Source organism: Flagellimonas ochracea (assembly GCF_009903685.1).
Lineage (GTDB): Bacteria > Bacteroidota > Bacteroidia > Flavobacteriales > Flavobacteriaceae > Flagellimonas > Flagellimonas ochracea.
The window spans coordinates 934736-952725 of sequence record NZ_JAAABI010000001.1; the positions used below are offsets into that span (position 1 = coordinate 934736).

Sequence of the window (17990 nt, forward strand, 5' to 3'; positions counted from 1 at the left end):
AATACGCTCTAAGATATGAAATCGAAATAGCTGAGCAAAATTTTATTATTTACTTTGCGAGGGGTGAAAATCTCCAGAATCTGTGGTTTTTCAGATGGCGAATAGAAGTCTTTCAAACTTGTTTTCAATTTTTCATCACTGGAAACGTTTTGATATCCAAAACCATACATTTGCGCCAAGTGCTTTGCATTGAGATTGTGGTTGGTTTCAAAGTAGGTAGAAAACTCCTTGGTGTCTTCTTTGCCCGGAAGTATCCTAAAAATTCCACCACCCGTATTGTTAACGACAATGATTCTAAAATCATTCCGTATGTGGTTGTTCCATAAAGCATTGCTGTCGTAAAAAAAACTGAGGTCACCCGTTATCAGTAAAGTAGGGTGCTCAGCATGTACCGCGCCCCCTAGCGCTGTGGATGTACTTCCATCTATACCACTAGTCCCCCGATTGGAAAACACTTTTAATGATTTGTCCATTTGAAACAATTGGGCATAGCGGACAGTAGAGCTGTTTGCAAGATGTACTTGAAATTGTTCAGGGATTGACCTAATAACCCTATCAAAAACCAGAAAATCCGAAAACGATATTTGATTTAGATATGCCTCCCTACTTTTCTCGTATTTTTTCTTGACCGTTTCCCAGTAATTACGGTAGGTATTTTTTGTGGTTGAAGACAATCCAATTGCCTTGAAAAAGTCATTGGGGTGCATCTTAATGTGCCTTGTCAAACAAAAAAAAGTGTCATAGGCCTTTTTGGGATCAATATGCCAATGCTCCTTAGGACGATACTCCCGTAGAAATGCCTTGATTTTTTTTGAGACTATCATTCCACCAAAGGTGACCAATAAATCGGGTTGAAGTGATTTAAAAAGTTTTTCTTTGTCCGAAGATTTCTCTATGGGGGCAATGACGCTATCGATACTGGGAAAGAAATCCGGATGATAGAGGTTGGAAGTGGTCTCGGTGAAAACCAAAGTTGCACCATTTTCTGCCAAAACTTCCAACACTTCTTTTTCCATGGAATTGGGGGCATTTACCCCGACCAAAACCATCACTTTGCTACTTTTTTCCCACTGTTCAGCCAGTTGATTCCAGTTTTGCGGTTCACTGACCCGTTTTGGTTCGTCCACAGTCAAAGATATTTCCACAGTAGGTGAATCAACCGTTCCATATAAAGGTTCTTCAAAAGGAATGTTGATGTGAACCGGCGATTTTTCTTGAATGGCAACATGAAGTGCCTTAGCTAACTGCTCTTCATTATATGCCTGTATTTCTTCTTGGGTTTTACCCAGTAGTTTTGGGCCAAATTTGGTCAGCACTTCGGGTGCATGGGAAATATCCTGTTTCAAATTGGCAGCGTATCCTATGTGCTTCTCCAAAACGTTTTCCTGTCGAATGGTCTGTCCGTCGCCAATATCAATTCGATAGCTTGGTCTGTCAGCAGAGACCACAATCAGTGGAATATCACTATAAAAAGCCTCGGCAACTGCTGGATAATAGTTTAAAAGTGCGCTTCCAGAAGTACAAACTACCGCTACTGGTTCTTGTAGTTGTTGGGCCATGCCCAGAGCAAAGAAACCAGCACAACGTTCATCCACAATGCTATAGCAGTTGAAATATGGATTTTTGGTAAAACCAAGCGTAAGTGGAGCATTTCTAGACCCGGGAGAAATGACAATATGCTTTGCTCCTTTGGATTGAAAAAAAAGGACCAATGTTTGGGCCGAGGGAATGGATGAATACATCATGGAGCACAAAAATACATCCCAAAAGATATTCCGCCAATTAAAAGCATCAGTTTACAGCACATTGAACATAGTCAGACTTTTATTTTGCGTCTCGGTCCATTCGCTTTCGGGGTCAGAGGCTGCCGTAATTCCCCCTCCCACAAAGATGAAAGCACTATTTGGATGCAACTCCATACATCGAAGATTGACGAAAAGTGATATCTCTTTTTCTTTCTCCAGATTGAGTTCGCCCAAGAAACCGGTATAAAAACCCCTATCATAGCCTTCATGTTTTTTAATAAAAGTGTTTGCTGCCGATACAGGAATTCCACAAACGGCCGGGGTCGGATGCAACGAGGTAATTATTTCACCTATATCGGTCTCGGGCAGCAATGTGCCTTTTACCTTCGATTTAAGGTGCCATAAGTTGCCTGCTCTTGTAGACTTTGCATCTCCCACCTTGAGTTTTTCCATTAGGGGTTGCAATTTTACTCTAATGTAATCAGAAACCAATTGTTGCTCCTCAATTTCCTTACTGCCCCATTCCGGTTCCTTGTGCTCTTGATAGGGCATGGTTGCAGCTAAGGACATGGTCTTCATAGTATTATTGCTTATTTGAACCAAGGTCTCGGGTGTTGCCCCACACCAGGTTCCCACCTTTGGATGATAAAACAGGTAACAAAAAGCCTGCGGGTAAAGACTTAAAAGGGTATAAAAAATATCAATAGGGCCTTTTGACCTTTCCACCGAAATTCTTCGTGACAGGACCACTTTCTCCAAATGACCTTTTCTAATCTCGCTGATTCCCTGTTCCACCAAGTTAATATGCTGTAGTTTTCCTGATTCGCCTTCATGCACCTTTTCCTTTGCTGGGGTCGCCAAAGTGTCCAAACTAATGGTTTGAACATCATCAGGTTGAACGAGGACAGCACCTTTTTCAAGGTCAAAAGGAGCAAAGACAAATCCCCTTTCTTTGAAGGTGACGGCCCTATTTAGCGCATCATTATGCTGGTAAATGGACCTAATTTCTTTCTCACCAGGTTTTCGATAACATGAAAACGGGAGTCCCTTTTCAAAAGAAGTGGCCATTTTGTTGAAAAACTTACCTAATGGGTTATGTTCTGGGTAATGCAATGGTGGTCAATTTGCAATTGGAGATCAAATGTCCTTCCTCGTTGGTAATCTTTATTTCCCACAGTTGGGTGGTTCTGCCCTTGTGCAACATGGATGCTCGGGCATACACATAACCCTCACTAATGGATTTTACATGATTCGCCGAGATTTCAATGCCTCGCACAAAAAACTGTTTTCCGTCCAAAAAAATATAGGAGGCCGCACTGCCCACACTTTCAGCCAATGCAACGGAGGCCCCTCCGTGTAATACGCCATCGGGTTGATGTACCTTGGGTGTTACCGGCATACGGGCCAATAAGAAGTTCTCCCCTACGTCGATATAATCAATGTCCAGGGTCTCCATCAATGTCCCCTTGCAGATTTGGTTGCAGACCGACAGAATTTTCTCTTTGTGTGCGTCCATCCTTCAATTTTTTGTAAAATTACACAAACCCATGGCAATCATATTACGCTAAGAAAACTTTATGACATCAAAAGAAAAGACTGTCGTCTACTCTGCACAAAACATCTATTTGACCAAGAATGAACTTGCACCAACAACAAAAAATGTTTGGCTGGTTTTTCATGGCATAGGCTATTTGGCCAAATATTTTGCTAAGTATTTCGATGCTCTTGATCCCACAGAAAATTATGTGGTCATCCCGCAAGCATCCTCTAAATACTACCTCAAAAATGAATATAAATATGTTGGGGCCAGTTGGTTAACGAAAGAGAATACCCAAATGGAAATCAAAAATGTGCTCAATTATATTGATGCGGTTTTTCAGGCTGAAAAAATTCCTGCGGAGGCCAATCTGATTCTTTTTGGATTTTCACAAGGGGTGTCTATTGCAACGCGCTGGATGGTACACAACAGAATACGGTGTAAGGCATTGTTATTGTATGCTGGAGGCATTCCCAATGAGTTGACCGAGGTTGATTTCGATTTTCTGGACTATGAACACACTTCGGTAAAAATTATTTACGGAAATCAAGACTCGTATCTTAATCCTGAAAGGTTAAAAACAGAGAAACCTAAGATTCGACGACTCTTTCAAGGGAAGGCAGAGATTATAACCTTTGAAGGGGGGCATGAAATGAAATCTGAGCTCATTCCCACGCTTATTTAAAATACTGTAAGGGCTAGTTGTTCGGGGTTTCAGCAACTTTATCCTCTGGATAATAATTGATTACTCGCGTAGTATAGGAATTGCCGGGCGTGATAATCTGTTTAACCCAATTTTTGGCTGGACTGCTGTCAAATTGAAAAATATATTCCTCCACTGACTTGGTCGTGGCAGTTTCGGTAACTACTTTTTGCAGTACTCCTTCTGAGTAATAATGCAACTGCTTGTTTTGGGACGCAAATTTCTTTGTGGCCAGATCATACAAAAACAACTCCTTGGATATTAGATTATCGTTGTCATCAAAAATCTCTTCTTGGGCTGTATTTGGCTCGCCATCGATAAATTCTTTTGTCAACAACACTTTTTGAAGCCTATCCTTTGTTTTTCTTTGAGAAGTTCGCACCGATTTTTCCAATATGCCATTATTGAAGATGCTTTTGGTTAACTCATCCTTGTAGGGGGTATACTCAAAAGTAGTTTCATCCACACCACCTGCACTTGAAGTTACAATTTTGGTAAGTTGTCCAAAATCGTTGTATTGATATTCTTGCTGTTCCAAAAAATCCTTATCGTATGAAATTATTTTTTCCACGATTCTTCGCCGCGGTATGGTATCGAGGGTATAAAAGTTGGCCATGGAAGTTGCCTCGTCCAACACGTTGTTCTTATAACTTTCCATCCGCTTCTCAACAAGCTCTCCTCCTTTATATTTATATAGGGTGATATCCTGGTCGGATTCGTTGTATTGTGTTACGGTTTTGGTTAGCAGTCCTGTTTCATTGAATTCAAACAACTCCCGGCCATAATCCGTGATTACCAAACAAGTTTTAACCTTTCCATTTAGGTCGTAGTCAGAAACTGTTAAGATTCGAACCTCCTGCGAACGAAGCGGAAATACAAACAAAAATAAGATGAGAAGTATTGGGACGTAGTTTTTCATCATACCGCAAAATTAGTTGGAATTGAGGCAACTAAAAAATTTAAAGCACACATCGTGCCCAAAATTTTACTGCGTGCTGATGTTTTCTTAAAACTTTCGTTCCGGATTAAACGGGGTTAAATCCAAAGTGGTTCTTTTATCGGAAATCACTTCGGTCACTAATTTACCGGTCGCTGGGCCCAAACTCCACCCCATCATGGCGTGTCCTGTTGCAATAACCACATTTTTAAAGACTTTGGGCCTGCCAATATAAGGAAGACCGTCTGGCGTAACCGGACGCAATCCGCAACGCGCGTTTTTTTTATCTTCTACAGGAATCCTAAGCCCCCTATAATAACTTTCTGCCCCTTTGGCAATGGCCTCTACCCTTTCTTTTCTAATGTGATGGTTTATACCGGAAAACTCCATGGTTCCCGCAAAACGGGTGAAGCCTTGCATAGGTGTGACAGCCATTTTGGACTCCATTAGAATTGCGGGCATGGAAATCCCTGTCGGTGCCTCCATATTGATGCGATACCCCTTGCCTGCCTGAAGCGGCAATTTCAAGTTTAACTTTTTTAGCAACTGGGAACTCCATGAACCTGCTGCAATAATCACTTCATCCGGATGGTATTGTGCTTTGTTGGTCGTAAGGCTTGTTAATTTTGACCCCTGTGTTTTAAAATCCACAACACTTTCCCCCTTCTTTATAACAACTCCTTGTTCTTGGAGGTAGCTGAGCATCTTTTCCATGAATTGTCCTGGCGTGGTATGCCTATCACATTCATAATGTATGGCTCCCAGGGCATCAAATTCCACGTTGGGCTCCATCTTGCTAAGCCCTTCCGCATCCAAAAGCTGAACTTCCAATCCCATATTCTTGGCTTTTTCTGCGACAGAAAGCTCATGGTCTCGCGATTTTTCAGTTTTATAGACCATGAGCAAACCCTTCTTTTCAATATGGAAATCACCCAGTTCACCGGACGTCTTCATCCCCTCATAAAGTTCCCGACTCAACAAGTTGATATCCCTGATTATGGGCATTGCCCTTTCTACCTTGGCCCGTGTCGATGATTTTTTAAAGTACCAAGCCCATTTTATAAAATCCATATCCAATCTGGGCTTCATATAAAACGGGCTGGATGAATTGAACATGTATTTCAATCCTGTGCTGATCATCCCGGGTGCCGCTAGGGGAACAATATGGCTTGGTGTGATGTAGCCCGCATTCACAAATGAAGCACCAGCATTAATCTCCGATTTGTCAACCACGGTAACCTTATGGCCTTCCTTTTGCAAAAAGTAAGCTGCGGAAAGCCCCATGATGCCACCACCAATCACTACAACATGCTTGCTGTTCGCCATAGGAATGAATTAAAATCCAATTATAATTCCAATTTGTAATCCAAGCCACCAAAGTTAGCACGCATTCCGTATTCAAAACCAACTGAATTGAAAATTTTATTTTTGAGTTTAAAAATTTATGCAAAGGATATAAGTTAATCAGCTAACCATCATTTCTTTAATGAGGTTTTGACTACTTTTGGAAAATTTCATAAAAAACATCAAATCCATGAAGCAGATTGCAATACTCGCCCTGGGACTTGCCCTTTCCTGCAACACGTCACAGAAGACCGTTTCCGAAAAAGCCCAAGGTCCAAAGTCAATTGATCCAGTAACCTATGCCCAAACCATCACTGAGGAAGAGCTGAAGGACCATCTATATGTCTATGCTTCCGACGACTTTGAAGGTAGGGAAACTGGTAAACCAGGACAGAAAAAGGCAGTGGAATATCTGAAATCACAATATGAAGCTCTTGGTATTCCTGCTGCAAAAGAGGATGGTGATTATTTTCAAAAAGTTCCTTTGGAAGTGTCCAAGGTGCCTGAAGGGAATATGATGATTGGCGACGACACCTTTTCGTTAGGTGAAGATATCCTAACTTTTTCCGCAGCCGAAGGAGAATTCCAAGAAATCGTTTATGTCGGATATGGAATTGAGGAAGGTACTTATTCTGACTATGGCAGTTTGGATGTCTCTGGAAAGTTGGTATTGATTAAAGCAGGAGAACCTATCGATCAAAATGGTAACTATAGTATATCCGGTACTCCTGAAAAATCGGTTTGGAGCAACATGTCTGAAGCTATGCAAAAGAAAACGGAATTGGCCGCAGCCAAAGGTGCAAAAGGGGTTTTGTATTACGACACCACAAATTTCCCTAGATTTAAAAGGTATTTTGAGTATATGAAAACCAATAACAGCGGTAAAATGCAGCTGGCTGAGGATAGCAATGACAACTATGTGATATTGCTAAATGAACAATCAGCCATGAGCTTAAAAAATGACATCGATACGGACCATATGCCAAAATCGATTGCTGCTGATGTGAAATTGGCCATTACCAGTGGCAACGACCAAGTAGACTCTGAAAATGTGGTTGCAGTGCTCAAAGGCACTGAAAAACCCAACGAATATGTGGTAGTATCCTCGCATTTAGATCATATTGGTATTACCGCCGATGGAAAAATCAACAATGGTGCTGATGATGATGGATCTGGTAGTGTTGCGCTTCTTGAGATAGCCGAAGCTTTCAAAAAGGCCGCCGAAGCTGGGGAGGGACCAAAGCGATCCATTGTTTTTTTGCATGTGACAGGAGAAGAAAAAGGTTTGTTGGGTTCCAGGTACTATACCGATATTAACCCTGTTTTGCCGTTATCGCGAACAGTGGCAAATCTTAATATCGATATGATTGGTAGAATAGACCCAAAACGTGATGGAGACCGAAATTATGTTTACCTTATTGGATCTGATAAATTAAGCACCGAACTTCATGAACTTTCTGAGGAAGTCAACCAAAAATATGCCAATCTGGAATTGGACTACACATATAACGATGAGAACGATCCAAACCGCTTTTACTATCGAAGTGATCACTATAATTTCGCCAAAAACAACATTCCCATCATTTTTTATTTCAATGGAACCCATGATGATTATCACCGTCCTAGTGACACTCCGGATAAAATAAATTATGACCTCTTGCAAAATCGTACTCGGCTTATTTTCCATACGGCATGGGAAGTGGCCAATAGGGAAAACAAGGTAGTGGTGGATAAGGCTACTAAATAAAACGAAACACCAAAAATAAAAAAGCCCACTTGCTTAAAGTGGGCTTTTTTGGGGTGGAAGACCGGGTTCGAACCGGCGACCTCTGGAACCACAATTTAATACGGCAAAAAGGGCATTTTTTAACTCGCTGCATTTCAGCGAACTAAGTTTTTTCATCTGGCCTATTTTATAGTTTACATACTCGTTTACATACTCGCTTACATACTCACTTTCCAACATAAAATGAGATGCTTTTTTTTAAGGTCATCCTATCCGAAAAATAGTGATTTTTTTCTGTCCAGAATATTCGGAGCTTATTTGTCGACTTAAGTAGAGGAACGGACGTCAACTTGACTTTCAACTCGCAACTGTAAGGGAATCAGAGCCGAGTAATTGCTAAGTACATTTGCGTACAAATCTATTTCTGCCTTAGGGGTTTTTACGCTAAAAATCATTGCAAACTTAACCATTGGATTGCTTGTCCTGCTACCTCTGGACAAAGCATGAATGTGAAAGAAAGGTTTTTTTACGTTTTTAGCCATCTTTCTATATTCCCTGGTATCTAAACTATCCCATTTTAGGTCATCCCTCAGTTCGCTTTCCGTTCTAAACGATGAGGTAGGAGAATCTGTTTTAGGAAAATTTGCCTGGGTCCAACCATGTTGAACAAGCAGTTTTGCTCTGTCGGGGTTTGCTACAATATCCACCGTCTCTGTTCTTTTCAGAACCCCATCAATTTTTGTATTGTTTGTATTAGTGAACAGATATTTGTCCGAGTTAGGATAAAAAGTAACTTCAACGGATGAAGAAGTATAATCATCCGAGCTTAATTGATCTACCTCTGTCATTACGGCTACTGTCCATTGAAAGTGTGCTTTACCCTGAACAATGCTGTCGTCCCATGGAAGTTCAAATTGAGCGTACTTACCTTGTTTTATTTCTCCCTTATAGATTAAGGTATAGGAGTTTTCCTCACAGGAAACTATATCCTCAATTCTATCCTGCAATATTCCATGCCCCATCTCCTGACTATGACCAGTTCCGCTAGGAGCGATTGAGGAGTGTATTATCAGCGACTTGGCTGTTAGCGGATTGATAACACTTTCCGATTGAGATATAAGGCTCGCCGCTGTTGAAGAAACTATTGGAGTTGAAAAACTAGTACCAGCACCTAAGATTTTCTTGTTTTTTTCTGACGATATTAAGTGAATTGGGTGATTATCGCAACCTCCAAATGCCAAAACATCCGGTTTCATCTTACATCCTTCACGTCCAGGTCCAATACTACTGTATGAAGCCCTAACGGGGTTGCCCATATCCCTAGTATACGCTCCAACCGCAAGACCGTTTACCGAATCTGAGGGTGCTTGTATTCTTTCATATCCTTTTACATGACCATCATTTCCTACAGCCACACAAAATAATTTGTCATAATCATAACTGAGCTTATCACATGCGTATGTAAATCGACTAATATTATCATCAAGTATAGGTCCCTTAGGTCCTATGCTTAAATTGTAAACATCAATATCCGGATTTGCTGGAACAATTCTCTCTATTGCATCAATAGCTTCGTATAAGTCTGGTAAGTCAGTGGTTGAAGACAGTACTCCAAAGTTTCTTACAGAAACTGTAGGCTCTGGTAATCGGTCTCCTGTTGAAAAGTTATTAAGAGGACCGTACAAAACCGTACCGGTAACCTGGGTTCCATGATCAACCATACTCTCAATAGCACTCCCTGAAACCACAAATTCATAGTCAGAATAATTTTTTACAAAAGGATTTTTCATATCTAAACCTCCATCTATTACGCCAATGGTGGTAGTAGATTTTTTAGAGAAAATGGGAGGTTCAAAGCCCCCGTTTACAGATATTCCCCTTTCAACACTGGGTAAATCTCTCAATTGCAACGGATGTACCACCCTTAAGGGATTATATCCTGTTATCGCACCTAACATCTCTCTTGTTCCATTAAAACTGATGAATGTCACACCGCTTTCGTACTGCTTATATTTTATATTATTCGTATTTACCCCAAATTCTCCTACCGTATTTAAGAAATGATTTAGTGATAGATGCCTGTCAATGTAAAAGGGATGCAAGACCGCTTCCAACCTACCCTCCTTCCAATCCTCTTCGATTCCTTGGATTTGCTCCGAATCTGGTAGGATGCCTAAGTTTGATATTTTTCTCACATCCTGTATAAAGCCCTTATTTAAAACCACGGTACTTTTGTTCAAATGAGCTTTTAATTTTTTGAAGCTTTCCTCGGTGGCTCTTAAAAAAAACATTTTAGAAAACTTAGTTGAATCATCAGCCCTGCCACTTTCTTTCCTTTCTCTCCAGATTCGGGAACCCACTTCTTGTATTCCAAATTTGAATGAGTCTAAATCAAACAAGTTTTCAGGATAATATGACTTAGCAGAAAATTCCGGTTGCAAGGTCATGCTCAAGATTATCTCATTAGGAAGTCGTGACTTCGCCGACATCCCACTTACTAAATCCTGAGTCTTCTCAATGTCATTGAGTAAGTTAAATCTTGCCTCATCATAAGATAAGGGATAAAACTTTTCACCTCCTCCTGAACTCTTTACGACGGATCTGCTGTAAATTTCACCATTATATAAAATTGGTCTTCTTCTATTTTCGCTCATGCTTATGCTTTTTGAATATGGTATTGAACCCCAGCAGGACTTAGACCAGTTATTTCTGCCAGGTCACGTACTGTAATATTACTTCCAAGAATTTTTTTTGCAGAGGAACAAAATTTTGCTTTGGCTTTTTTGCTTTCAATTAGACCTTCCATTTCCTCAAACATTGAATTCAAGGGTTTTTCTTCCCTCAATACATTTCTCCTCTTAACATTATTAGCGTACTTACAAATGTCTGCTGCACTTTTTCCTTCGAAGATTTCGGCAATCAGTTGAACTATAGAATCATCAATTTTTGATTCGACTAGAAAATTTGAAAGCTCATTTTGAAGTATCCTAATTCTCTCAGGGAGCCCAGGTAGCGGTATTGAAATGGTATGATCAAATCTTCGCCAAACCGCTTTGTCTAACAGTTCTGGATGATTACTAGTGCCAATAAAAACAGATGAAACTGGCCACTCTTCAAGTTCCATGAGCAAAATATTGACTACCCTCTTTATCTCTCCCAAATCTGTGCTATCATCTCTTTTCTTTGCAATCGCATCAAATTCGTCAAATAACAATACCGAAGCGTTTTGCTTGGCGTATTGCAAAACTTTCTTAAGGTTTGCCCCTGTTTTGCCCATCAGGCTGGACATACTTGCAGAAAGGTCAAGAACAATTAAGTTTTTGTCGAGTTCAGATGCGATATATTTTGCCAACATTGTTTTTCCCGTTCCTGGTTGCCCGGTTAAAAGAATACTAGTGGATGGCCTTATGTTTTTCTCTAACAGTAATTCTATTTTATTCCTTTCTTCCAAGAAAGAAGAAATCCTTTTGTTAATAGAATTATCTAAAACTGGCGCTAAATAAATAGATTTATTAGGCTCCAAAATATTTGCCATATGTAATTGAGTATCCGAATCTATCGGTAAAGGAGCCCTTCCTGCATTTCTTATTGCTGATGCCCCAGACAAAGAGAAAGAACTAATGGCTTTGTTAATATCTGTTGAAATTTCAGGATTCTCTTTTTTTAGGTTTCTTGCCAAGCTGATAGCAGCCAATTCTACTCTCTTAGATTCACCCGTTAATCCCGCATGAACTAAATCTACAATGTTCTTTTTTACTGATGGTTTCAAGCTAATTTTGAGTTTATGTGTTATAACTGTACAACGAATATATCATATTTATTAGTATATACACACATTTTTGTTTAGTTTTTAATGTTATATTTTAAAACTAAACTAATGTTTGTTGCGTAATCATCTAATTAATAGGCTTTTGAAATCCTCCGAAAAAATATTCACATATTTAGTTACATTCTTTTCCAGCAATCAAGAAAATCTTTGAACATACTCGTTTACATACTCGCATAAGAAAATACTGTTAAAATTTAAGAGGAACTAGAGGTTTTTGGGCACAAAAAAACCCCAGTGTTTACTGGGGATACGCGCATTTTGGGTGGAAGACCGGGTTCGAACCGGCGACCTCTGGAACCACAATCCAGCGCTCTAACCAACTGAGCTACAACCACCATATAAAACGGATGCAAAAATACTTTTTTGTATTGATTCAACCAAAAGAAATCAAAATTTAGATATGCCCCAGTTTCAAAAAACAATGTCTGCAACCATGTGATTATTTGCTCAATTCGTAGCTAAACACTCCACAAAGAGCTATTGGGGGCAAAAATTCGACGAAATGCACATTTTGTCAGATAAAACACACAATATTTTGAGTTTCACAACATTTAATTCTTTAAGGGATGCTACAAAACTATTTTTAGCATCTGATGATAGAACTTCTTATGTCCCAGAAGCAGACCTCGATTAGACGTAACAGATGGTTTAGGACCATAGCGTTGGTTTTTATAATTGTTGCAACAATCCAGCCCAGCAATGCCCAAGTTTCCAAACAGGACAGTCTTGTTTATAGGTTGAAGCGATTGGAATCCACCAATAGGTTCAATCCTAAAGACACCACCCACATAAAACTATTGACCAATGTTGCATTTTCATACCGTTTTGTGAATAATGACAGTCTGCTTTCCATATCCACACGAGTATTACAGTATTGTAAGGATATTGATTATAAGCGTGGGGAGGTTAAAGTGCTATATGCCTTGGGTAGCTATTACTCAGATGTGGGAGACCGTAAAAAATCCATGGCCACCTTACAAAAGGGACTTCATTTGGCTCAAGACTTAAATACAAAGAAGTGTGAGTTGGATATAATGAATGCCTTGGGTCAGAATTTCAGCTATGAAGGTGACTATGCTGAAGCCCTTAATCTGTATTTAAAAGCAATCGATGTCGCCAAACAAATCGAGAACAAAGAAATGTTGTCCATTCTCAACGAGAATATTGCCAGTTTGTATGCAGACCAAAAAGACTTTAAGAATGCACTTATTTTCTATGATACCGTTCAAAAAATAAATAGGGAACTGGATGATGATGTGATTTATGCCGAAACGCAAAGCAATATGGCCTCTTTATATAAGGATGCAAAGAATTTTGAGCATGCCATGTTCAATATCAACAAGAGCATAGCAACCTTTGAAAAACATAAAATATATGACTGGTTGGCCTATGCCTATGAAGTAAAAGGCAGTATCTACCTAGAACAGGAGAAGTATCAATGGGCACTTTACTGGTATGATCAGAGTAATATGGTGCACGACCAGAGGTTGGATGACGATCGTGAAAAAATACAACTGCTGAATGGAATGTCCAAGGTGTATCTCGGCTTGGGCAAAGATGATCTTTCAATGGAATTTGCCAAAGAGGGATTGGAGCTTTCGCAGAAAATTAAGTCGCTTCAAGGGCAAATTGATTGCTCTGAAACGTTGTACAAAGTTTTTAAAAACAAAGACGACCATGTTTCCGCATTGGCCTACATGGAAATCTTTAAAAAATTATCTGATTCGCTTTCGAGGGACAAGAACAAGCAAAGTCTCTCCCTTTTGGAAACCAAGCTACAGCATGAACAGGAGAAACAAGAGCTGATAGAAGGCAACAAATTGGCTTTGGCAAAACAACGAAACTATATCTATTTTTCGATTATTATATTCATTATTCTCAGCATCATAATATTTGTGGTAAGACGCAGTGAGAAAATACAGAAGAAGCTAAACAAGGAGCTTCATGAAAAGTCCAGGGCCATAAGCGAAAGAGAGACTGAATTGAATGAAATAAATCGCACAAAGACCAAGTTGTTCTCCATTATTGGCCATGACCTTAGAGGTCCAATTGCGGCTTTGCAGAGCATGCTAAGACTCTTTACAGAAGGAGATATTGGAAAGGATGAATTTTTGTCCTTTATTCCAAAACTGAAGGCAGATGTGGAAAATGTTGCCTTTACTTTGAACAATTTATTGTCTTGGGGACAAACCCAACTAAATGGAGTAGTTACCAAGGCCAAAAATGTACAATTGGACAAGTTGGTTGAAAACAATATCAGCCTTCTGTCTGAAATAGCCTCGTCCAAGTCCATCAAAATAATGAACCAACTCCCTGAAAACCCATTGATTTGGGCGGATCAAAATCAAATAGACATTGTAGTTAGAAATCTACTTAGCAATGCCATCAAATTTACCCCGCAAAATGGCCTGATAACAATTGAAGCTGAAGAAAAATCAGCTATGTGGCAAATAATGATCCGGGACACCGGAGTGGGCATGGATGAGGAAATGCAAAAGAAAATTTTTGAAGATACCAATATCACCACGTACGGCACCAACAACGAAAGAGGTACGGGCCTAGGTCTATCACTTTGCAAGGAAATGGTAATAAAAAACAAAGGACAAATATGGGTAGAAAGTGTACCGCGAAAAGGGTCTTCTTTCTACTTCACTGTACCCAAGGGAGAAAAAAAATACCAGTGGGCCAGCTAGCTGCTACAGTAAGGAATCCAAACTGTCCACAGCCACAAAGCGCTCAGCAGTATAACCCTCGGCATAAGCAACTCCAACCAACCTTCCTAAATCCCTCGCTCTATACTTTACACTATCCAGAAAGTTTTCACTACTTATTGGAGTTTCCGGCTCGTCACTTTTTGGATCATAAAACTGAGATCTATAGGCCAAGATGGCCTCTGTTTTCTTGTCAATAAACCCAGATACGTCAACCACAAAATCCGGTTCCAAGTTTTTCCATTGAATATAATGATAAACTGCCTTGGGACGCCAGGGTTCCTGCCATTGGTCGTCGCCTTCCAATTTGGTGTCAATCTTGAGTAAACCGCTCAAAAAACAAGCATCACTGACCAACTTGCTTCCCTTGGCATGATCAATATGCCTATCTTCCACCGCATTGCATAATACAATTTCGGGTCGATATTTTCGAACCATTCTAATGATTTCCAATTGATGTTCACGGTCATTGGTAAAAAAACCATCGGCAAACTCCAAATTCTCACGAACGGCTATTCCTAGAATTTCAGCAGCCTTGGCAGCTTCTTTATCCCGAATGGTTGCGGTGCCCCTTGTTCCCAATTCACCGCGGGTCAAATCAATGATACCCACTTTCTTTCCTTTGGAAACTTCTTTGGCTATGGTTGCTCCTGCTCCTAATTCTGCGTCATCAGGATGGGCGCCAAAGACTAAAACATCTAACTTCATTATAAAATTTGTTATGCGTGTACAGTCCTATTTTTAACCTTGGATATGGCTTGCTCTATGTCCAAAATTAAATCTTCTGTTTCTTCGATACCCAAGGAAAACCGTATCAACGAATCCTTAATCCCCTGTTTCCTCCTATCATCTTCGCTCATCAGTGCGTGTGAGGTTTTGGTAGGTGAAAGCATCGTGCTCTCAATTCCGGCCAAACTCATGGAGGGTTTAATCAATTTCAGCGCTTTAAAAAATTCCGACACATCAATGTAGTCCTTCATCTCAAAAGAGAGCATACCACCATACCCTTTCATTTGCACTTTTGCAATTTCATGGTCTGGGTGATTTTTAAGTCCGGGATAATATACTTTTTCTATGTCGTTGTTGGACTTGAGGTATTTGGCCATTTTCATGGCATTTTTTGTCTGGGCTTCCACTCGCAATCCCATGGTTTTGATACTTCTTTCCAATAACCAGACAGTATAATCGCTCAAACTGCCTCCAAAACAAATGGCGGTATTGAACACTTCCTTGATTTTGTCATGAGCAGATGCGACCACACCCGCACAAATATCCGAATGCCCTCCCATATATTTGGTAGCACTATGCAAAACCACATCAATGCCAAAATCAATGGGATTTTGGTTGATAGGGCTTGCAAACGTATTATCGATGAGGGAGATAATACTATGTTTTTGGGCCAACTCTGCTACGCCCTTTACATCGGTGATTGTCAATAACGGGTTGGAAGGTGTTTCCAAATAAACAACCTTGGTACTCGGTCTTATTTCCCGTTTAAAATCATCCACTTCCCATCCTGTGGTGAAAGAATATTCAATTCCATATTTTTCCAATTGGGTGACCACAAAATTATAAGTGCCCCCATACAAGGTTTGTTGGAGTACAATGTGGTCACCTGCCTTTAAAAATGTCATTAGGGCGGTACTAATGGCAGCCATACCGCTTCCAAAAATCAAAGCTGCTTCGGCATGTTCCAAAGCAGCCAATTTTTTGCATAGAGCTTCTTGGTTCGGGGTATTGAAATATCTCGGATATCGTTTTACGGGCACATCCTCAAAAGCATACGAAGTACTCATATACAAAGGCGATACGGCACCCTTGAATTCTTTGTCCACCAGCTCTCCCGCATGGGCACAAATGGTATTGGTTCCTTTATAATCGGTTTTCATAGGCGTAAAACTTTGACCTAAAGATAAAGAAACCCCTTATACTTGAACCTGCTTCCAACTTCCTTTTTTGAACCAGATTATGGCCATTATGGCCAATAAGACCTCAGCCAAGGTAATGGCTACAAAAACACCCATGGCACCCCAACCCAGCACCATGGCACCTATATAGGCAAATGGAAGTTGAAATATCCAAAACGAAACAAAATTGATTTTGGTCGGAGTTCTCGTATCCCCAGCTCCATTGAATGCCTGGGTCACCACCATACCATAGGCATAAAATACGTAACCCAATGCAATTATTTGAAGGCAAAGCGCACCATTTTCAACAACACTTGGGGTAGCATTGAACGCAGCAATGATTTTTTTGGCAAAAATGAGATAGACCAAAGAGACCACCGCCATGAAATACGCATTGTATTTTCCAGTCTTCCAAACTGAAATTTCAGCCCTCTCAGGTTGTTTTGCCCCTAAATTTTGTCCTACCAAGGTAGCAGCGGCATTGCTCATGCCCCAAGAAGGCATCAAGGTGAACATCATTACCCGAATGGCTATGGTATATCCTGCCAAAACCTCACTGCCAAACTCAGACATGATCCGCATGAGAAATACCCAGCTCGATGTACCTATCAAAAACTGGGCAATTCCTCCTAACGAAACTTTGACCAAGTTCATCATCACTTTCAGGTTGAATACCAAATCTTGCAGTGCCAATTTGATTTTGCCCCAACCGAAGAATAAAATACCCAGTTGAAACAAGACGGCTGTGCCTCTACCAATGTTAGTGGCAATTCCAGCGCCCATTACCCCATATTCGGGTATAGGCCCCCATCCGAAAATGAAAATGGGATCCAGAATGATGTTAAGTCCATTGGAAAGCACTAAGGCCCACATGGCAATGGATGCATCACCAGCTCCCCTGAAAATGGCGTTGATCATGAACAGCAGTACTATGGTAATGTTGCCTCCAATCAAAAATTGTGTATACCCATATCCCTCTTCAATAAGATCGGGCTCTCCTCCCATCAGCGCCAAGATTTCCTTGGGATACAGTATCCCCACTATTCCCAGAACCACGGCCACCAATATTCCAAGACTAATGGCCTGTACTGCGGCAATTCTGGCGCCTTGCACATCTTTTTCCCCAATTCTGCGCGCCACAACTGCAGTGGCAGCCATGCTCAATCCAATGGCCAAGGCATAGACCAAGGTTATTACAGATTCCGTTAGGCCAATAGTCGCAACGGCATTCACACTTACTTGTGATACATAGGCAATATCCACCAACGCAAAAATGGATTCCATCAGCATTTCCAAGATCATGGGAATGGAAAGCATAAAAATTGCTTTGCGAATACTGCCAGAGGTGAATTCGGTTTCTTTTCCGGATACAGCTATCCAGAAAGCATTGAAGAATTTTTTAAATGGATTGTTATTTAAAAGTGTCATTTTAAAAGAATTATGTGTATCTAAAAAGGGTAATGTCAACTACTCCGAAAAGTCTTCGGTTATTTTTTTCGCTCTAGCGAAAAGGTGACATCTATCGTGTACATAATTCTTATAACTTCATGA

The 17990-nt window shown here is 40.4% G+C and carries 13 protein-coding genes and 1 tRNA gene; 3 read left to right on the forward strand and 11 right to left on the reverse strand.

The window, feature by feature from the left end; genetic code table 11:
* Positions 1-8 precede the first annotated feature (8 nt).
* Genes menD through GTQ34_RS04405 form a run of 3 tightly spaced genes read right to left on the reverse strand, consistent with a single transcriptional unit; the run spans position 9 to position 3261 of the window.
* Entirely contained in the window at positions 9-1745 is a 1737-nt protein-coding gene (menD, locus tag GTQ34_RS04395) for a 2-succinyl-5-enolpyruvyl-6-hydroxy-3-cyclohexene-1-carboxylic-acid synthase (RefSeq protein WP_166522533.1), read from the reverse strand.
* Positions 1746-1796: 51 nt separating this feature from the next.
* On the reverse strand, positions 1797-2858 hold the full coding sequence (locus tag GTQ34_RS04400; protein WP_166522534.1) for a chorismate-binding protein: 1062 nt from the start codon (positions 2856-2858) through the stop codon (positions 1797-1799).
* Positions 2839-3261, reverse strand: coding sequence for a hotdog fold thioesterase (locus GTQ34_RS04405; protein WP_166522535.1), 423 nt, complete (start codon positions 3259-3261; stop codon positions 2839-2841). The genes GTQ34_RS04400 and GTQ34_RS04405 overlap by 20 nt, the downstream gene beginning before the upstream one ends.
* A gap of 61 nt (positions 3262-3322) precedes the next feature.
* Here GTQ34_RS04405 and GTQ34_RS04410 point away from each other — a divergent pair, with 61 nt between their 5' ends.
* A complete protein-coding gene (locus tag GTQ34_RS04410) occupies positions 3323-3967 on the forward strand; it encodes an alpha/beta hydrolase (protein ID WP_166522536.1) in 645 nt (214 codons plus the stop codon).
* A gap of 13 nt (positions 3968-3980) precedes the next feature.
* Here GTQ34_RS04410 and GTQ34_RS04415 read toward each other — a convergent pair whose 3' ends face one another.
* Positions 3981-4907, reverse strand: a complete 927-nt coding sequence (locus tag GTQ34_RS04415) for a hypothetical protein (protein WP_166522537.1) — start codon at positions 4905-4907, stop codon at positions 3981-3983.
* An 84-nt stretch (positions 4908-4991) separates the two neighbouring features.
* Positions 4992-6248, reverse strand: a complete 1257-nt coding sequence (locus tag GTQ34_RS04420; protein ID WP_166522538.1) for an NAD(P)/FAD-dependent oxidoreductase — start codon at positions 6246-6248, stop codon at positions 4992-4994.
* Between the two features lie 208 nt (positions 6249-6456).
* On the opposite strand from GTQ34_RS04420, the gene GTQ34_RS04425 reads away from it, so the two are divergent.
* Positions 6457-8013 carry a M28 family peptidase gene (locus tag GTQ34_RS04425; protein ID WP_166522539.1) on the forward strand — a complete coding sequence of 519 codons (1557 nt, stop codon included), beginning with the start codon at positions 6457-6459 and terminating at the stop codon, positions 8011-8013.
* A 305-nt stretch (positions 8014-8318) separates the two neighbouring features.
* Here GTQ34_RS04425 and GTQ34_RS04430 read toward each other — a convergent pair whose 3' ends face one another.
* From GTQ34_RS04430 to GTQ34_RS04440, 3 genes are all read right to left on the reverse strand, one after another.
* Complete coding sequence (locus GTQ34_RS04430) at positions 8319-10646, reverse strand: S8 family peptidase (protein ID WP_166522540.1); 2328 nt, start codon at positions 10644-10646, stop codon at positions 8319-8321.
* Positions 10647-10648: 2 nt separating this feature from the next.
* The gene (locus tag GTQ34_RS04435; protein WP_166522541.1) at positions 10649-11761 is read right to left on the reverse strand and encodes an AAA family ATPase; all 1113 of its coding nucleotides are present in this window, start codon (positions 11759-11761) and stop codon (positions 10649-10651) included.
* Between the two features lie 320 nt (positions 11762-12081).
* Positions 12082-12157, reverse strand: a tRNA-His gene (locus GTQ34_RS04440).
* A 257-nt stretch (positions 12158-12414) separates the two neighbouring features.
* On the opposite strand from GTQ34_RS04440, the gene GTQ34_RS04445 reads away from it, so the two are divergent.
* Positions 12415-14514, forward strand: coding sequence for a tetratricopeptide repeat-containing sensor histidine kinase (locus tag GTQ34_RS04445; protein ID WP_235914961.1), 2100 nt, complete (start codon positions 12415-12417; stop codon positions 14512-14514).
* A gap of 3 nt (positions 14515-14517) precedes the next feature.
* Here the strand turns inward: GTQ34_RS04445 and bshB1 are convergent, their stop codons facing one another.
* The 3 genes from bshB1 to GTQ34_RS04460 are packed head-to-tail and all read right to left on the reverse strand — an operon-like array spanning position 14518 to position 17867.
* Positions 14518-15240 carry a bacillithiol biosynthesis deacetylase BshB1 gene (gene bshB1 / locus GTQ34_RS04450; protein ID WP_166522542.1) on the reverse strand — a complete coding sequence of 241 codons (723 nt, stop codon included), beginning with the start codon at positions 15238-15240 and terminating at the stop codon, positions 14518-14520.
* Positions 15241-15251: 11 nt separating this feature from the next.
* Entirely contained in the window at positions 15252-16421 is a 1170-nt protein-coding gene (locus GTQ34_RS04455) for a trans-sulfuration enzyme family protein (protein WP_166522543.1), read from the reverse strand.
* Positions 16422-16457: 36 nt separating this feature from the next.
* The gene (locus GTQ34_RS04460; protein WP_166522544.1) at positions 16458-17867 is read right to left on the reverse strand and encodes an MATE family efflux transporter; all 1410 of its coding nucleotides are present in this window, start codon (positions 17865-17867) and stop codon (positions 16458-16460) included.
* Positions 17868-17990 lie beyond the last annotated feature (123 nt).